The sequence below is a fragment of the Haloterrigena sp. H1 genome (assembly GCF_005938085.1).
GTDB lineage: Archaea > Halobacteriota > Halobacteria > Halobacteriales > Natrialbaceae > Natrinema.
On the sequence record NZ_SMZK01000001.1, the window covers coordinates 1,538,148 to 1,555,099 of the forward strand.

14 protein-coding genes are annotated in these 16,952 nt (G+C 64.0%); 10 read left to right on the forward strand and 4 right to left on the reverse strand.

Annotated elements, in window-relative coordinates:
• The first annotated feature begins 35 nt into the window (after positions 1-35).
• Entirely contained in the window at positions 36-1,583 is a 1,548-nt protein-coding gene (locus E2L06_RS07810; RefSeq protein WP_138780230.1) for a TrkH family potassium uptake protein, read from the forward strand.
• Position 1,584: 1 nt separating this feature from the next.
• Here the strand turns inward: E2L06_RS07810 and E2L06_RS07815 are convergent, their stop codons facing one another.
• Positions 1,585-3,273, reverse strand: a complete 1,689-nt coding sequence (locus E2L06_RS07815) for a thiamine pyrophosphate-binding protein (protein ID WP_138780232.1) — start codon at positions 3,271-3,273, stop codon at positions 1,585-1,587.
• 109 nt (positions 3,274-3,382) lie between these two features.
• On the opposite strand from E2L06_RS07815, the gene E2L06_RS07820 reads away from it, so the two are divergent.
• Positions 3,383-4,243, forward strand: a complete 861-nt coding sequence (locus E2L06_RS07820) for a UbiA family prenyltransferase (RefSeq protein ID WP_138780234.1) — start codon at positions 3,383-3,385, stop codon at positions 4,241-4,243.
• A gap of 57 nt (positions 4,244-4,300) precedes the next feature.
• Here the strand turns inward: E2L06_RS07820 and E2L06_RS07825 are convergent, their stop codons facing one another.
• The 3 genes from E2L06_RS07825 to E2L06_RS07835 form a co-directional block, all read right to left on the reverse strand.
• Positions 4,301-4,534: a hypothetical protein gene (locus E2L06_RS07825; protein ID WP_138780237.1), complete on the reverse strand. Its 234-nt coding sequence runs from the start codon at positions 4,532-4,534 to the stop codon at positions 4,301-4,303.
• A gap of 144 nt (positions 4,535-4,678) precedes the next feature.
• Entirely contained in the window at positions 4,679-5,098 is a 420-nt protein-coding gene (gene trxA, locus E2L06_RS07830; RefSeq protein ID WP_138780239.1) for a thioredoxin, read from the reverse strand.
• 126 nt (positions 5,099-5,224) lie between these two features.
• On the reverse strand, positions 5,225-5,635 hold the full coding sequence (locus E2L06_RS07835; protein WP_138780241.1) for a helix-turn-helix domain-containing protein: 411 nt from the start codon (positions 5,633-5,635) through the stop codon (positions 5,225-5,227).
• Positions 5,636-5,868: 233 nt separating this feature from the next.
• Here E2L06_RS07835 and E2L06_RS07840 point away from each other — a divergent pair, with 233 nt between their 5' ends.
• The 8 genes from E2L06_RS07840 (at position 5,869) to E2L06_RS07875 (ending at position 16,951) form a co-directional block, all read left to right on the forward strand.
• The gene (locus E2L06_RS07840; protein ID WP_138780243.1) at positions 5,869-6,429 is read left to right on the forward strand and encodes a class I SAM-dependent methyltransferase; all 561 of its coding nucleotides are present in this window, start codon (positions 5,869-5,871) and stop codon (positions 6,427-6,429) included.
• An 889-nt stretch (positions 6,430-7,318) separates the two neighbouring features.
• A complete protein-coding gene (locus tag E2L06_RS07845) occupies positions 7,319-8,347 on the forward strand; it encodes an NAD(P)/FAD-dependent oxidoreductase (protein WP_138780245.1) in 1,029 nt (342 codons plus the stop codon).
• Positions 8,348-8,618: 271 nt separating this feature from the next.
• Positions 8,619-9,149 (forward strand): ubiD operon protein, encoded by a 531-nt coding sequence (locus tag E2L06_RS07850; RefSeq protein ID WP_138780247.1) that lies wholly within the window; start codon positions 8,619-8,621, stop codon positions 9,147-9,149.
• Between the two features lie 2 nt (positions 9,150-9,151).
• The gene (locus E2L06_RS07855) at positions 9,152-10,666 is read left to right on the forward strand and encodes a UbiD family decarboxylase (RefSeq protein WP_138780249.1); all 1,515 of its coding nucleotides are present in this window, start codon (positions 9,152-9,154) and stop codon (positions 10,664-10,666) included.
• 2 nt (positions 10,667-10,668) lie between these two features.
• Positions 10,669-12,075, forward strand: a complete 1,407-nt coding sequence (locus tag E2L06_RS07860) for a UbiD family decarboxylase domain-containing protein (RefSeq protein ID WP_138780251.1) — start codon at positions 10,669-10,671, stop codon at positions 12,073-12,075.
• 188 nt (positions 12,076-12,263) lie between these two features.
• A complete protein-coding gene (locus E2L06_RS07865) occupies positions 12,264-13,946 on the forward strand; it encodes an acyl-CoA synthetase (RefSeq protein WP_138780253.1) in 1,683 nt (560 codons plus the stop codon).
• A gap of 57 nt (positions 13,947-14,003) precedes the next feature.
• Positions 14,004-15,170 carry an acyl-CoA dehydrogenase family protein gene (locus E2L06_RS07870; RefSeq protein WP_138780255.1) on the forward strand — a complete coding sequence of 389 codons (1,167 nt, stop codon included), beginning with the start codon at positions 14,004-14,006 and terminating at the stop codon, positions 15,168-15,170.
• A gap of 2 nt (positions 15,171-15,172) precedes the next feature.
• Positions 15,173-16,951 (forward strand): acetyl-CoA carboxylase biotin carboxylase subunit, encoded by a 1,779-nt coding sequence (locus E2L06_RS07875; protein WP_138780257.1) that lies wholly within the window; start codon positions 15,173-15,175, stop codon positions 16,949-16,951.
• Position 16,952: the final 1 nt, after the last annotated feature.

A 16,952-nucleotide genomic window follows, 5' to 3' on the forward strand; every position in this document is an offset into this window, starting at 1 on the left:
GAGTGACCGGTGGTACGATACTCGACATCTCAAATATGACTCGGAGGCTTCACGTCGACGTCCGATCCAGTTGTAGTCTCGTCGGAACGGTGCTGAAGTACCTCTCACTGACGCTCCTGTTTCCGACCGTCGTCGCACTGTACTACCGAGAATCCCCACTGCCCTTCCTCGTCGCGCTGGTCGTCGCTGTTTCCGTCGGGACGGTCCTCGAGCGCCTCGAGCCCGACCCCACGCTCGAGCATCGCGAGGCCTTTCTGCTGGTCGCGCTGACGTGGTTCGTCGTCCCGCTGGTGGGAACGATTCCGTATCTCGTCGCCGGGACGGGGACGATCGCAGATCCCGTCAACGCGCTGTTCGAGAGCATGAGCGGGTTTACGACGACGGGCGCGACGGTCATGGGAAGTATCTCCGTCGAGACTCATTCGCGGTCGATCATGATGTGGCGACAGCTCACCCAGTGGCTCGGCGGGATGGGTATTCTCGTCCTCATGATCGCGATCCTCTCGGAGCTCTCCGTCGGTGGGACCCAGATCATCCGCGAGGAAGCGCCGGGCATCGAAGTCGAGAAACTAACACCGCGGATCAGAGAGACCGCGCGGGCGCTGTGGCTGATCTACGCCTGGTTTACGCTCGCCGCCGTGCTCGTCTACTACGGACTTCACCTCGCAGGAGTGGCCCCGAACATGACCTTCTACAACGCCGTCGCACACGCACTCACGTCGCTGCCGACCGGCGGCTTCTCGCCGGAGGGGCGCAGCGCCGAGGCGTTCGAACCGATCGTCCAGTGGGCGATCATGGTCTTCATGGTCGTCGCCGGGACGAACTTCGCGCTCTACTGGTACGCCTGGCGTGGCCGCCTCGAGCGGCTGACCGGCAACGCCGAGTTCCGATCCTACCTGCTGTCGATGGGGATCGTCGGCGGCCTCCTCTCCGCGCTGCTCTTTCTCGGCGTCGGCCTCACGACCGTTCCCGAGGGAGTCGCGACGATTCCGGGCAGCCTCGAGCGATCGCTGCGCCACGGCCTCTTCCAGACGCTCGCGATCGTGACGACGACCGGCTACGCCAGCATGGACTTCAACACGTGGAGCGAGTCGACACAGGTGATCCTCCTCTTCGCGATGTTTCTGGGCGGCTCTGCGGGCTCGGCGGCCGGCTCGATCAAGATCGTTCGCTGGTACGTCGTCGGGAAGTCCATGCGACGCGAACTCTTCAAGCTCGTCCACCCGAGGGCAGTTCGTCCAGTTCGGATGGGCGGCGTCGGCGACGTCATCGACGAGGAGACGATCCACAGCATCTTCGTCTTCATCGCACTGTTCCTGACGCTGTTCGTCGTCTCGAGCGTCCTGTTGTTCCTCGATTCCTATCGCACGCCCGGGCTCTCGCTGTCAGCACTCGAGGCGACGAGTGCCGTGATCGCGACGCTGGGGAACGTCGGTCCGGGCGTCGGCGTCGTCGGGCCGATGAACAGCTACGACCCCTTCTCCAACGCCGCGAAGCTCTACATGGTCTTCCTGATGTGGATCGGCCGCCTCGAAATCCTCTCCGTGCTGGTCATCCTGACGCCGGCGTACTGGCGCTCGTAGCTCAGTCGTGGACCAGCACGTCGAGCACGTCCGGCCCGTCGCGGGCCAGCGCGTCCTCGAGTGCCCCTTCTATCCCGTCGGGTGTCTCGATCTGTTCGGCGCGTGCGCCGTGGCTCTCGGCGTTTTTGACGAGATCGACTCCCGGCTCGAAGTCCATGCCGACGAAGTCGTAGTCGTCCTCGGTGCCACCCATGAGGCCGAGCGTGTTGTCCTTGAGGATGCGGTAGTTACGGTTGTCCGAAATGACGACCGTCAGATCGAGATCGTAGCGAGCGGCGCTGTAGATCGAGTGGGGATAGTACTGGTAGGAGCCGTCGCCGATAAAGCCGACCACGTCGCGGGGGCCGTCCCGCTGTGCTTCCGCGACGGCGGCGCCGACCGCTGCCGGCAGCCCGTAGCCGAGGCCGCCACCCTTGTTCGAGATGTACTGTTCGGGCTCGAGGTCCCACCGGTTGAGCATGACGAACTTCGAGGTGACGCCCTCGTCGACGATGGCAGCGTCGCCCGCGACGCGTTCCATGGCGTCGACCAGTTGGGCCTTCGAAGCGCGTGGGTCGTCTCCATTTCCTTCGCCGTAGTCGCCAAGCTTAGCTTCGACCAGATCCGGGGCCTCGGCGACTGCCTCGAGTCGCTCGGCAACGACGTCCTCGGAAAGTCGCCCCTGAACGCGTTCGGTAAGGTCCTCCAAGACGAGTCCGGGATCACCGACCACGGCCGCATCGGCGGGCTGATTTTTGCCAACCTGCCAGGCGTCGTCGCTGACGTGGATACAGGTGGTGTCGGCGTCGACCAGCGCCTCGTCGTGGCGGGTCAGCGTCGTGTTCGTCGAGACGCCGACGAAGCAGATCGTGTCGGTGTCCAGCAACATCGTGGCGAGTTCCTCGCTCGTCGGTAGATACGAGACCCACTGCTCGTGGTCGGTCGGGAAGTCGGCCTCGCTCGAGAGGATCTCGCCGTGGACGCGCGCTCCCGTCGCCTCCGCGAGGTCGACCGCCGCGGCGACGGCGTCGGCACCCGAGCGGGCGACGCCATCGCCGACGACCAGCACCGGCTCGTCGGCTTCGACCAGCAGATCGGCAGCGTACTCGAGCTGTGCTGGATCGCCACCGCCGGCGTTCGGAATCGGGCCAAGCCGCTCGGGCTCGGCGTCGGTTTCGGCCATCGTCACGTCCAGCGGCAACGCGAGGAAGACGGGGCCGGTCGGGGGCGTCATCGCGACCCGGAACGCCCGCCGGAGCATCGTCGGCAGCGCCGCCACGTCGCGGACCTCGTCGGACCACTTGCAGAACTGCCGGGCCATGTCGGCGAGCCGGCCCGAGAGGATCGGCTCCTCGTGACGGAAGTCGGTGCTGTGATTGCCCGCGGTCACGACCAGTGGCGCGCCGGCGATCTTGGCCGCATAGAGGTTGCCAAGCCCGTGGGCCAGCCCGGGCGTGATGTGGAGGTTCGCTACGCCGACCGGCGTGATCGAGTCGTCGTGATGGGCGTGATACCGTCGCCGCTGAGCGTAGCCGCCAGCCATCCCGACTGCGATGTCCTCGTGGAGTCCGAGGCGGTACTCGAGGTCGCTCTTTCCGATCGCCTCCATGATCGGCAACTCGGTCGTCCCGGGATTTCCGAAGACGTAATCGATGCCGTAGGACTCGAGGGCATCGGCGATGAGTTCCGCGCCGGTGTAGCCGTCCGTCATGCCGTTCCGTGTCACGGCAGTTCACATCAAGCTATGCGTTTCGACTGATCGGTTCCAGCAGGTGTGGTCCCGACCCGGGTATTATACGACAGTTCGTTGTCGCTCGGGTATGGCCATCGCGAGGGACGGAACTGGGATGGATTCGACGGCTCGAGCACTCTGGTCGCAGGTCCATCCCGTCTTTATGACGCCGCCGCTGGCGGCGTCGCTGTTCGGTGCGATCCTCGCCGGCACTGTCGATCCGCTGCTCGCGGCGATTCATCTCGTCGCGATGTTCGCAGCAGTCTATACGGCCCACGTCAAGGATGGCTACGTCGATTTCTACGTCCGGGACGAGGACGACGACCATCCGCTGACCGAACGGGGCTGTCGGCTCGCACTCGGGCTGTCGACGGCGACGGTCGGGCTGTGTTGTGTCGTTCTCGCGGTCCTCGTCGACGCCATCGCGGCCATGTTGGTCGTCCCGACGTGGCTAATTGCCTACCACCACGCACCACAGCTCGATACGAACCCCGTGACGGCGACGACCGGCTACCCGCTCGGGATTGCACTGTCGGTGCTCGGCGGCTACTACGTGCAAGCGACGACGATTAGTGCCGTCTCACTCGCGTTCGCCGTCGTCTTTCTCACTCTCCTGTCGGGCATCAAGGTGATTGACGACGCACAGGACTACGCGTACGACCGCTCGATCGAGAAACGAACCGTCGCGGTCGCAGTCGGCCCCGATCGTGCTTACGACGTCGCTTATGGGTTGATGGCGGTCGCCCTGGTGGCCGTCATCGGGTTCGCCATCGTGCGGCTCTTCCCCGTCACGGCGCTTCTCGCGGCGCTCGTGTTCGCAGCGGTCGCGGGCATCGCACGACGGGCCGGCCCCGAACTCGCGACCATGTTGCTCATCCGGGGCTCGTATCTCTTTCTCGCCGTTCTCGTCGCAGCCGTTCAGTTCGAGCCCCTTGCCGGGCTCGTCTGAGCAGCGAACAGAATTGGTGCCGGCGCTGTTTTGAATCAGTGCCATAGCGCCTATCGGCTACGATTCGCAGCGCTGACAGCCCGATCGCAGGCGAAACACCACTCCGATGAGACCGAGCGTGACGACTGTGGCCAGCAACTGGACGAGTCCGCTACTCAGCCCGACAACGGTGGCACCACCAGCAACGGCGGACCCGCCAGCGACGGCAACGGTTCCGGAGCCGACACAACAGAAACTCGCCAGCGTCGCAAGCCCCAGCAGCGACCCTCGAGAGGCAGACTCCTCGTCCATACCCAGCGTTCGATCGGGCGGAAAAAAGGTGTTGTGGCGGTTTGCTGGCGCGGCAACTGCACGACTCCATCGGCACAGAAAGAGACAGCTACGTTCGATCGGCGTCCCGTCGCTCTCGCTGGGTCGCGTGGGGCAGCGATTCGATCAGGTATACTTCCCGACGAGGCTGCGAAGCTGTCCTTCCTGTTGCATGCCGACGAGCTGTTCGGCGGGCTGGCCGTCCGAAAACAGCACGAGCGTCGGGACACCACGGACGCCGTACTCCGCAGCGAGTTGCTGGTTGGCGTCGATGTCGACCTTCGCGACGGCCGCGTCGGTCTCGGCGGCGATCGTCTCGACGACTGGCTCGAGCATCTGACACGGGCCACACCAGTCGGCGTAGAAGTCGACGAGGACGACATCGTGTGTCGTGACAGTGTCGTCGAGTTCTGCCGAGCCGTGAATCGAAATCGGCTCCGTCGGACTCTCCTGTGCCGAATCTGTGGGTGCTTCGCCCGCCGCGCGGTCGCGAAGCTCCTCGAGTTTCCGTTGCCGAATCTCCTCGAGCGTTTGATCGTCGGTCATAGCCGCCGATACGGGATACATCGCCTTAGTTGTTTTGTGTGGTGGACACAATACAGCGCACGGAGGAGCGATAAGCGACGAGTGGAGACACCGTCGATTCGGGTGACGACCGATATCGGGAGCGACCTACTCGTCGTGTTGGGCCGGCGAGCGTCCGTCACGGGCGGCCTCGTAGGTATCCTCGAACTCCTGAATCAGCATACCGATGCGAGCGTACCAGTCGTTGAGAAGTCGTTGCATGTCGGCTGCGAGGGCGTCCGGCTCGCGCACCCGATAGACGTAATAGTAGCCGCCGCTCTCGTAGTTCCGCTGTTCTTGGGTGACGAACCCGGTCTCGAGCAGCCGAGAGATCGACCGATAGGCAGTCGACCGATCACGACCGATGCCGTCGGCGACGTCGTCGACCGTCAGCGGTTCGTCCGCAGTTACCAGCAGCCTGAACACGGTTCGATCGAGCTCTTTGAGCCCGTGGACACACTCGAGGAGGTCGATACACTGTAGCTCCTGGTCCAGATATTCGCTCACCGAATCGGTCATCGTTATCACTAGTAGGACCCAATCACCAATAAAGTTGTTCATAAAATGCACAATACTATGTGCATCTCGTCGGCACGAGACTCGGGTGCCAGTGATCCCCCAACTGCGCGAGACTATCAGTAAAACATCGCCTGTTGGCTTTCAATTCTGCCGTCGCCGCGTGCTCTCCCTTCGAAGCGAGCAAGCACCAGTGTCGAAAGAATTTTTCTTGGACGCCCCACTATCTCACACGAATGGGACATCACACGTTCGACTCATCACGGGCTGACAAGCTAGAGCAGGCCGACCGACGGTATCGGTTCCTTTCGGCCGAAGAACTGCTGTGGGCGCTCGAGCCCTCTTCGACCGACACCGTCGTCGACCTCGGCAGCGGCACCGGGTTCTACACCGACGTCGTCGCTCCACACGCGGGCGACGTGTACGCGGTCGACCTCCAGGAAGAGATGCACGACTACTATCGGGACAAAGGCACCCCCGAAAACGTCGACCTCGTCACGACCGGTGTGGGCGATCTGCCCTTCGAGGCCGACGCCGTCGACGCCGCGTTCTCGACGATGACCTACCACGAGTTCGCAAGTGACGACTCTCTCGACGAGATCCGCCGCGTCCTCACGCCCGGTGGCCGACTCGTCATCCTCGACTGGGCGGGGACCGGCTCCGGCGAGCACGGCCCGCCGGTCGACGAACGCTACACCGCCGATGACGCTGCAACCGCGCTTCGCGAGCACGGCTTTACCATCGAGCACGAAGCCGTCCGCCCGGAGACGTTCCTGCTGGTCGCGACGCTCGAGTAAGATCGAACACCGACCGATCGCCCGTCCGGCCGGAGGGTCGTCCCCGCGGTGGTGGTACTGTTGTTTACCCTCGGCTTCGAGTGCGTTGAAGCCAAGCAAGCCGACAGTACACAGTCGGTGGATGACGACGGGGCGTCACTTCTTGCCGATCAGGGTCGCCGTGGTCGGCCACCAGTCTTCGCCCACACACCACACCTCGAGTTGCTGTGTCGACTCGGCCATGGCCGATCGATCGTGCGCCTCGTGCATGTAGGTGCGTATCAGAACTGTTCGTCGCCACCGACGACGTAGTTGTGTGGTGGTATCATAGAACCACTCCATACCTACTGTGGAGGCGTCTTGGCTCGATAAGTACAGGTGAATAAGTAAGCAGTCACCCGTAATCTGTTAATCATAAAGGTTTTTGCTCCTACAGTTTAGAAGATAAACTATGGATCGGCTCTCGACTATTTTGGTGTACGTACTCGTTGGCTTCCCTATTTTCTTCGTTGCTATCTTTCTCCTCTCATTCGGCCCACTGGGTTTGTTCTTGTTCGTATTTCTCATCCTGATCATAATGGCGATTTTGTCGTGGAACGATCCTGACGAACCACCGGCTCGGACGAATTGTTCTAAATGCGGTGCACCGAACGAACTAGACCGAGATCGATGTAAGCACTGCAATTCATCGCTTGAGACAACCGATAGCAACTGACCATCTCCTTACTTTCCAATCACCACCCAGCGGTCAGTAAGCAGATCTACTTACCGACCAATTCACCGTCGATATTCACTTGTCTGAACTGTCCTTTCCACCGTCCTCACGGTTACCAACTGGTAACCCGGTGACGGACGCGTTGGCTTGTGTTTATAGTCACCCACTGGTAACGGGGTGACAGGAGGTAATCTGATGTCTACTGATCCATCCACGTCCCACGACTACGAGGTCGCCGTCGTCGGCGGCGGCCCGGCCGGTCTGACGAGCGCACTGTATACGACGCGACTCGGGCACGAAACCGCCGTCTTCGATCGCGGTGGCGGTCGTGCCGCGATGATGCAAGAGACCCACAACGTCATCGGCGTTCCCGAATCGGTATCGGGCAACGAATTCCTCCAGACCGCCATCGAGCAGATCAAATCCTACGGCGCCGACTACCGCACGGAGTTCGTGACCGGCATCGACCGCCGCGACGACGGCGCGTTCGAACTCGAGACGGCTGACGAAACCGTCACCGCCGAAGCTGTCGTACTCGCGACCGGCTTTGCCGACGGTCGGCCCGACCCACCGCTGCCCCGGACCGGCCGTGGCCTCCACTACTGTCTGCACTGCGATGCGTACATGTTCGTCGACGAACCGGTGTACGTGATGGGCCACGACGACAGCGCCGCCATCGTCGCGATGATCATGCTCAACTACACCGACGATGTCGACGTCCTGTTGCGCGGCGACGAGCCTACCTGGAGCGACGACACGGCGGCCCAGCTCGAGGGCCACCCAGTCGACATCGTCGAGGCGGAGGTCACCGGCATTCAGAACGGTGACGACGGCTGGCTCGAGGCCATCGAGTTCGACGATGGCTCCGTCCGCGAGTACAAAGGCGGCTTCGCGATGTACGGCTCCGAGTACAACAACGAACTGGCAACGTCGCTCGGCGCGGAATTGAACGACGACGGCACGGTCGCCGTCGACGACCACGGCCGGACGTCGATCGACGGCCTGTACGCCGTCGGCGATCTGACGCCGGGCCACAACCAGGTCCCCGTCGCGATGGGCCAGGGGGCACAGGCCGGCATCGCGATCCATATGAGCCTGCGCGAGTTCCCGAAATCGCTCGCGGAACTCGAGGGTGAGGGTGCAGTCGGGCCACAGGACGTCCCCGGGATCGCGCCCGACCTGCGCCAGCAGGCCAACGAGCACTCGTCGGCCGAAGGCGACTGAGCCGGTCTCCGGCCTCGATTCCCCGGCACAACCGAAAGCCGGTTGCGGGTGCGTCATACGGTCTGCTGTACCGATGTACCGGTGCAACCGCAGGACGGTCGCGGTTGCACCGGAACTGACTGACAGGAGTCCGTAGCAGTAACTGCTGACTGTTTCAGGTTTTCGTACGCGCTTTCGTATTGGAGCGGCCGACGGATTGTGAATCCGAGGCGCGGAACCACGTCTCTTTAGGGAGGTGACGAGTAACGGTGATCCAGTGGTGCATGAGAGTATGAGACACGGGACACATGACCGGAGCGAGGAGGCCACGTTGGACCACTATATCACCGCAGAGGAGCATCTGCCCGACGAGGAGTGTACGGAGACGACGCTGCAGATCACCGACGCCGAGACCAAGCGAATCTTCGAGGCACGCGTCCGGATCGCTCGCGAGCCCGACGAGCTAACCGATCCACAGCGGCTGACGGTCGTGACCGGCCCACACGAGACTGTCAGCAAAGAGTGGTACGTCGAACTCATAGACGAGATCGACGCGGCAGGGATCAACGAGGATCTCCTGCGGCGACTCGCACGCGAGCAGGAAACGACCTCGAACATCGTCAACACCCGCTCCGACGACCTCAGGGTGGTACTCACCTACCTCGTCGAGTCCGGTCAGTACGAATCGACCGCCGAGGCGCTCCGCGAACTCGCCTTCGAGCAGCTTGCGGAGCACAACCCCGCGCTGCTGGAGGCGTACGACGCCGTCCGCACCGAGTTCGAGGCCGACCCGCTCCGGCGTGCGCTGATGGACCAGGAGTAGTCATGGCAGCCGATTCGTTTCGCGACTATCTCCGGCTGTTAGCCGACAACGACGCGCTCGTCACGTTCGACGAGCCGGTGTCGTGGGACCTCGAGGCGAGCGCGATCACGATGCTCGCCAACCGGACCGACGGCGAGGTCCCCCTGTTCGAGTCGGTCGGGGCAACCGACGGCGACGCAGCGCTCGTCGGTGATCCGTACCGCGGGCCACGGAGTCGGCCGTGGGATCACCTCGCGCAGGCGTTCGGGCTGTCGGCCGGTCTGTCCGGGGCCGCCTACTACGACGCGGTCGTCGACCGCCTTCGCTCGCCCCGCGAGCCACGGCTCGTCGACCCCGAACGTGCTCCCTGCAAGGACGTCGTCCACACCGGCGGCGAGGTCGACCTCCTCTCGTTTCCCTGGCCCTACGTGCATCGAAGCGACGGCGGCCGGTACTCGAACCTGCACACCATCGTCGCGCCGGACCCGGAGACGGAGTGGGGCCGCTGGTCGAGCCACCGGATGATGCTCCACGACGATGCACTCGCCAGCCTGCTGTTTCTGGCGGGTGAACAGGTTCCGAACCGCTATTATTACGAGTACGAACCGCGAGACGAGCCGATGCCGGTGGCGGCCGTCGTCGGTGCGGAACCGGCCGTCCAGTGCAGCACGGAGATGTGGATTCCGACGGGTCGAAGCGAGGCGGCCTTCGCTGGTGGCCTGAAAGACCGATCGGTCGACCTCGTTGCCTGCGAGACGAACGACCTGTACGTCCCGGCGACGGCGGAACTTGTCATCGAAGGACACGTGCTCCCGAACGAACGCCTCGATGAGGGCCCCTTCGGCGACTATTTCGGTTACATGAACGGTCCGCGACGGTCGATGCCCGTGTTCGCCGTCGACGCGATTACCCACCGGACCGAACCGCAGGTCCCGTTTTGCGTCGAAGGGACCGGCGTCGGCTACGGCCAGAACTCGAGCAGCACGCTCCAGACGGCCGCTGCCGGCCCCGATGCGACGCTTGGTCTGCAGGCGGCCGGCTTCGACGTCGACGCCGCTGTGCCGTGGCGCTTTACCTCCCGAACCGTCTGGGTGATCGCGACGGAACGGTCGTATCCCGGCGTCCTCCACGAGCTGGCGAACTTCGTGTTTACCACCTGGGGCATGCTGCACATCGATTTCTTCGTGTTCGTGGATGCGACGGTCGACGCACACGACCCACGGGCTGTCCTGTCGGCGATCGCGCTCAACGCCGACCCGGACACGGACTTCCACCAGTTCGGCGTCGAGCGGATGCCGAAAGTCCCGCTCAACATCTATCAGACCCCCGACGAGAAAGGCAGCGCCGACGTCGGCACCTCGAAAGCCAAGACCGCGAAAGCCTACATCGATGCGACCAGCGACCGACCGGCGGACGACGACGCCGAAACGGAAACGGAGTCGCTACGCGCACGCGCACAGCAACTTCTCGTCGACGCGGGCGTCTCGCCGGAGCCGTTCGATCTCCTCGAGCAGCGCCAGTACGGGGGTGGCGACTGACTATGATCCCGTTCGCGCAGTACCTGCGTGGCCTCGACGGCGACGACGACCTGCTGATCCTCGCGGACGACGAACTCGCCGACCTTCCGCCCGATGTCGTCGCGGCCGAAGCGCTCCGCGCGAGCGGGCCGGCGATCCGATACGATCGGGCCGACGGCGTCGATCTCGCGAGCGGCGCGTTCAGCGGCCCTGATGGGATGCAGCGGCGAGACGCACAGCCGTGGTCGCGACTGGCGCTCGGGCTCGGTCTGGATCCTGACGGCTCGTTCGTCTCCATACTCGAGACGATCACGGGCCTCGGGCCGGCCGGCGAGACTGACGGTCCAACGTACGACCGACAGGCCGCGTCGCGGACCCTCGACGGCGTGCAGGCGCTGGCGTTGCCACAGGGCGCTGACGACGTCTGGCCTGTGCTGACGCTGGGTGTCGCATCGATAGCGACGGCCGATGGCACACACTGGGCACCGATCCACGGATCGGTCGTTGGCGAGGAGACGCTCAGAGTCCGGACGCCCGCAGCCCTGGCCGGGCTTGGAGACGGCGACGAGACGATTTCGATCGCCCTCGGTGTGCCGCCCGCCGCCATCACGGCCGCCTACCTGCTCGCCGTGACCGACAATCTCGCAGTGCCGATCCAGGCCTGTGGCGTCGCCGACGACGTCCCGCTCGTTCCCACGAACGGTGGCCTCGTACCGAGCGCAACCGAGGTCGTCATCGAGACGACGGTTGCCGACCGCAACCCCGACTTCCAGTCGGACCGGCGCGAAGCGTGGGAACACTGCCTCGAGAGCACGCCGCTGGCGCTGTCCGTCGAGCGGGTGCTCGCGACCGACGAGCCGGTCGTGCCGTTTTCGCCCGCCGGGCAGCCTCTGGCGGACGATCTCCAGCTGACGGGTGTGACGACGGCGGCGACGCTGTCCCACCGCGTCAACAACTACTGGGGGATCTCGCCCGTGGAGTGGGTCCTGCTACCTGCAGAGGCTGAACTCGGTATCTGTGTCGTCGCCACCGATGTCCTCTATGCGGGTTTCGAGTGGCAACTCGCGAACATTCTCTTTACGTTCTCATCCTTGTTCGATACCGTCATTATCGTCGACGAAGACGTCGCACCGACGGATCTCGGCCGCGTCCTCGGTGACATCTGGGTGAAAGCACACCCCTCGCGGGACTGGATCTTCAGCGACGCGTCCGCGCCGGCGGCACAGCGCCCCCGGTACCGACAGGACGGCGAGACCGGCTCCCGGTTGTACGTCAATGCGGCCTGGGACCCGCGCTGGGAGGACTCCTATATCGCGCCGCGGGTCACGTTCGAAACGTCGTTTCCGCCGGCCGTTCGTGAGGTCGCACGAACGGCGTGGTGGACACGCCACGATGACAACAGTGATGGAGACGATCACGGCGAGCGGTGAATGATAGTACCAGCCACAGTACCCATATCAAACACATATTAAATAGTATGATACGTAAACACTACCGTTTACGCATCACGGGGGCGGAATAGAACGAGCGTATTCTAATAACATATTCAATATTCGTCTATTTTCTTCGCAGAATTTACCAGTGGCATTATATAGGGGAACGATATCCGGGTTGGTGTATGGTGTCCAGCCACAATCTCTCGGACTACGAGACTGAACGGGAGCAGTTCTCGTGGGACGATATCTACGCGGAGGCGGATTGGGACGCACCGGCGGAACTGAACATCGGACACGAGGTCGCCGATCGGCATGCTACCGAGCGTGAGTCGGTCGCACTCTATCAGGTCGACACCGATGGCGAGCTCACGAAGCTAACGTTCTGGGAGTTGGCCGACCGCTCGAGCCAGTTCGCGAACGTCCTTGAGCAGTTGGGCGTCGAGCAGGGCGACCGCGTGTTCTCGTATATGCCACGGATTCCGGAACACTACGTGGCGCTGGTCGGCACGCTCAAACGGGGTGCTGTCTGGGGAAGCGTCAACGAACGCTTCGGGCCGGACGGCATCTCTTACCGTCTCGACGACTGCGACGCGAAAGTCCTCGTGACGACGAGCGACAACCGTGAGACGGTTGCGAAGGCACTGGAGGACGCGCCGACAGTCGAACACGTCATCACCGTCGACCGTGGCGACGGCGCACCCGCCGACGACGTGGTGTTCAATACGGCCCTCGACGGCGCGAGCACCGACTACGACGCTGCTGAGACCGGCGGCGAAGACAACGCCTTGCTCTACTACACCTCGGGGACGACCGGGCTGGCGAAAGGCGTCCTCCACAAACAGCGCTGGGTCGCCGGCGTCGCGGCGACCCAGAAGTACGCCGTCGACCTCCAGCCCGGCGACCTCTACTGGAGCACGGGCGACCTGGGCTGGCTGACTGGCGCGATCAATACCCTCGGGGCCTGGTTCTGGGGGACCTCGCTGTTCACCTACGAGGGCGAATTCGACCCGGAGGAGTGGGCCGATCTGCTCGACGAATACCCGATCACCGTGCTGTTCTCGGTCCCGACGGCCTACCGGATGCTCCGGGAGAACGAGGAGGTCCTGGCGGACGTCGACCTCGACCTGCGTCACGCGCTCTCGATCGGCGAGCCGCTGTCGGCAGGTGTCGTCGAGTGGGGCGAGGACGAACTCGGCGTCACCATCCTCGACACGTACGGCCAGACGGAGACGGGCAACATGATCATCAACAACTACCCGACGATGGAGCTCCGGCCCGGTTCGATGGGCAAACCGCTGCCGGGCATCGAGGCCGACATCGTCGACCCCGAAACGGGCGAAGTACTCGAGCCCGGCGAGACCGGCGAGATCGCCGAGCGCGGGGACTACCCCTGCTTCTTCGCCGAGTACTGGAACAAACCGGAAAAGACCGCCTCGTGTTTCGTCGACGGTCCCGACGGCGAGTGGTACCTCTCGGGTGACCTCGCACACAAGGACGAGGACGGCTACTTCTGGTTCGAAGGGCGGGCCGACGACGTCATCCTCTCGTCGGGCTACCGGATCGGCCCGTTCGAGGTCGAGAGTTCGCTGGGCGAACACGAGGCCGTCGCCGAGGCCGCCGTCGTCCCCAAACCGCACTCGGAGCGAGGCAACATCGTGAAAGCCTACATCGTGCCAAGCGAGAGCGCGACGCCCTCCGAGGACCTCAAGGAGAACATCAAAACTCACGTCAAAGAGGAGCTATCGGCCCACGAATACCCGCGCGAACTCGAGTTCCGCGACGAACTGCCGAAGACAGTCACCGGAAAGATCCGCCGGACCGAACTGCAAGACGAGGCGGAAGACGAAGCCGAGGCGGCGACGTAAGCATCCGCCTCGAAGGACGAATTATTAGAGACGACTCCACATACGATATACTATACCATGAATTTCGAGTCTACGCAAGAACGTTCGATGATCCGATCGACCGCAGAAGCGGTCGCAGCAGAATACGGGCCGGAGTACTGGCGCGAGAAAGAAGAAACCGAAGAGTTTGCCCAGGGGTTCTGGGACGAGCTCGGGGAGGCTGGCTTCCACGGCCTGCTGGTTCCCGAGGAATACGGCGGTGCCAGTATGGGAATGCAGGATATGGGGCTGGCCATGGAGACGCTCTGTGCCGAAGGCTGTGGCATGGCCGGTACCTGGTATCTGGTTCTCACCGCAGGCATGGCCGCCGTCGGCATCCGCGAGAACGGCACGGAGGCCCAGAAAGAGAAGTACCTCACTGACATCGCCACCGGCGAGCGGAACTTCTCGATCGGCATTACCGAACCCGAAGCAGGGACGAACACGCTGAACGTCGCCACACGCGCCGAGAAAGACGGCGACGAGTACGTCCTCAACGGGCAGAAGGCCTGGATCACGTTCTCCGACCGGGCGGACAACATGATCATCGTCACCCGGACGACGCCGCTCGAGGAGGTCGATCGCGGCACCGACGGCATTAGCCTGTTCATCGTCGACATGGATACCCCCGGGATCGACGTCTCGCCGATCTCCAAACATGGCATCAACTACTCGAAGTCGTGTGAGGTGTTCCTCGAGGACGTCCGCGTCCCTGAGGAGGATCTGCTCGGCGAGGAAGACGAGGGCTGGTGGGCGCTGGTCGACATGCTCAACCCCGAGCGCATCGGCTTCGCCGCGGCCGGGACGGGAATCGGCAAGCTCGCCGCGAATACGGCGATCGAGTACGCCAACGACCGCGAAGTGTTCGATTCGCCGATCGGGAGCCACCAGGCCGTCTCGTTCCCGATCACGAAGGCCTACGCGCGGATGGAGACGGCCGCGCTGATGCGCGAGAAAGCCGCCTGGCTCTACGATCATGGCAAGGAGTGTGGCTACGAGACCAACGTCGCGAAGGCGACGGCCGTCGAGGCCGGCATCGAAGCGGTCAAACAGTCGATGCAGGCCTTCGGCGGCTGGGGCTACGCCACGGAGTACGACGTCGAGCGCTGGTGGCGTGAGATCAACCTCACGCGGCTGGCCCCGGTCTCCCAGCAGATGGCGTACAACCACATCGGCCAACAGATCGGCTTCCCCAAATCCTACTGACCATGTTCGAAAAAGTTCTCGTCGCGAACCGCGGCGAAATCGCGGTGCGCGTGATGGCAGCCTGCGAGGAACTCGGCTGTGAGACGGTCGCCGTCTACAGCGACGCCGACCGCAACGGCGGCCACGTCGACTACGCCGACGAGGCGTACAACGTCGGCCCCGCACCGGCCAGCGAGTCGTACCTCGATCAGGAGACGATCATCGACGTCGCCGAACGGGCCGGCGCGGACGCGATCCACCCCGGCTACGGCTTCCTCGCCGAAAACGCCACGTTCGCCCGCCGCGTCGAGGAGACACCCGGCGTCACGTGGGTCGGCCCGCCGAGCGACGCCATGGAGACCCTCGGCGAGAAGACGAAGGCCCGAACCGTCATGCAGGACGCCGGCGTTCCGGTCGTCCCAGGGACGACCGAACCGGTCGACGACGCCGACGAGGTGCGAGCCCTCGGCGAGGAGTTCGGCTACCCCATCGCCATCAAGGCCGAAGGCGGCGGTGGCGGCCGCGGCATGAAGATCGTCCGCAGCGAGGCCGAGGTCGACGACGCCCTCGAGAGCGCCAAACGTGAGGGCGAGGCCTATTTCGGTAACGACTCGGTCTACGTCGAGAAGTACCTCGAGGCACCCAAACACATCGAGGTGCAGGTACTCGCGGACCAGCACGGCAACGTCCGCCACCTCGGCGAGCGCGACTGCTCGCTGCAGCGTCGCCACCAGAAGGTCATCGAGGAGGCCCCAAGCCCGGCGCTCGACGCCAACCTGCGCGACGAGATCGGCGAGGCAGCCCGGCAGGGCGTCCGCGAGGCCGGGTACACGAACGCCGGCACGGTGGAGTTCCTCGTCGAAGACGGTGAGTTCTACTTCATGGAGGTGAACACCCGCATCCAGGTCGAACACACCGTCAGCGAGGAAGTGACCGGCATCGACATCGTCCGGTGGCAGCTGCGGGTGGCCGCCGGCGAGGACCTCGCATTTTCCCAGGACGACGTCGAAATCGACGGCCACGCGATCGAGTACCGTATCAACGCCGAGAATCCGGCCACTGACTTCACGCCCACGCCCGGACAACTGACGACCTACCGACCACCGACGAGTATCGGGATCCGCCTCGATCACGCGGTCGCACAGGGCGACGAGATCGGCGGCGACTACGACTCGATGATCGGGAAACTGATCGTCAGCGGCGAGGATCGTGCCCACTGTCTCGAGCGTTCGAAGCGCGCGCTCGAGCACTTCGACGTCGAGGGCGTCCACACGACGATCCCGTTCCACCGGCTGATGCTCGACGACGACGCCTTCGTCGCCGGCGATCACACCACCAAGTACCTCGATCGAGAACTCGAGGACGACGCGCTCGAAGACGCTGTCGACCGCTGGGGGCCCGCGGAGGCGGCCGGCGGCGACGGTACGGAATCGACAACCGCGGAGGTCGCCGTCGAGGTCGACGGCAAGCGGTTTGACGTCGTCATCGAAGACGCGAGCGTGCGGATGACGGCCGAGTCAGCCGATAACAGCGGCGGATCCAGTGGGTCCGCCGGATCTGGCGGCGGATCCACGGCCGAGGTCGCCACTGCCGACGCCATCACCGCGGAGATGCAGGGAACCATCCTCTCGGTCGCCGTCGAGGAAGGCGACGAGGTCGCCGCGGGCGACGTCGTCTGCGTGCTCGAGGCGATGAAGATGGAAAACGACGTGGTCGCCGCCAGTGGCGGGACAGTCGAATCGGTCCCGATCGCGGCGGGCGACTCCGTCGACATGGGCGATACCCTCGTCCGACTGGAGTGAT

Bases quoted from the DNA above. Each gene is read 5' to 3' on its own strand.
- E2L06_RS07820 (WP_138780234.1), top strand. From the start codon at position 3,383: ATGGCCATCGCGAGGGACGGAACTGGGATGGATTCGACGGCTCGAGCA.
- E2L06_RS07825 (WP_138780237.1), bottom strand. From the start codon at position 4,534: ATGGACGAGGAGTCTGCCTCTCGAGGGTCGCTGCTGGGGCTTGCGACG.
- E2L06_RS07875 (WP_138780257.1), top strand. From the start codon at position 15,173: ATGTTCGAAAAAGTTCTCGTCGCGAACCGCGGCGAAATCGCGGTGCGC.
- E2L06_RS07835 (WP_138780241.1), bottom strand. From the start codon at position 5,635: ATGACCGATTCGGTGAGCGAATATCTGGACCAGGAGCTACAGTGTATC.
- E2L06_RS07845 (WP_138780245.1), top strand. From the start codon at position 7,319: ATGTCTACTGATCCATCCACGTCCCACGACTACGAGGTCGCCGTCGTC.
- E2L06_RS07860 (WP_138780251.1), top strand. From the start codon at position 10,669: ATGATCCCGTTCGCGCAGTACCTGCGTGGCCTCGACGGCGACGACGAC.
- E2L06_RS07870 (WP_138780255.1), top strand. From the start codon at position 14,004: ATGAATTTCGAGTCTACGCAAGAACGTTCGATGATCCGATCGACCGCA.
- E2L06_RS07855 (WP_138780249.1), top strand. From the start codon at position 9,152: ATGGCAGCCGATTCGTTTCGCGACTATCTCCGGCTGTTAGCCGACAAC.
- trxA (WP_138780239.1), bottom strand. From the start codon at position 5,098: ATGACCGACGATCAAACGCTCGAGGAGATTCGGCAACGGAAACTCGAG.
- E2L06_RS07865 (WP_138780253.1), top strand. From the start codon at position 12,264: ATGGTGTCCAGCCACAATCTCTCGGACTACGAGACTGAACGGGAGCAG.
- E2L06_RS07815 (WP_138780232.1), bottom strand. From the start codon at position 3,273: ATGACGGACGGCTACACCGGCGCGGAACTCATCGCCGATGCCCTCGAG.
- E2L06_RS07840 (WP_138780243.1), top strand. From the start codon at position 5,869: ATGGGACATCACACGTTCGACTCATCACGGGCTGACAAGCTAGAGCAG.
- E2L06_RS07810 (WP_138780230.1), top strand. From the start codon at position 36: ATGACTCGGAGGCTTCACGTCGACGTCCGATCCAGTTGTAGTCTCGTC.
- E2L06_RS07850 (WP_138780247.1), top strand. From the start codon at position 8,619: ATGAGACACGGGACACATGACCGGAGCGAGGAGGCCACGTTGGACCAC.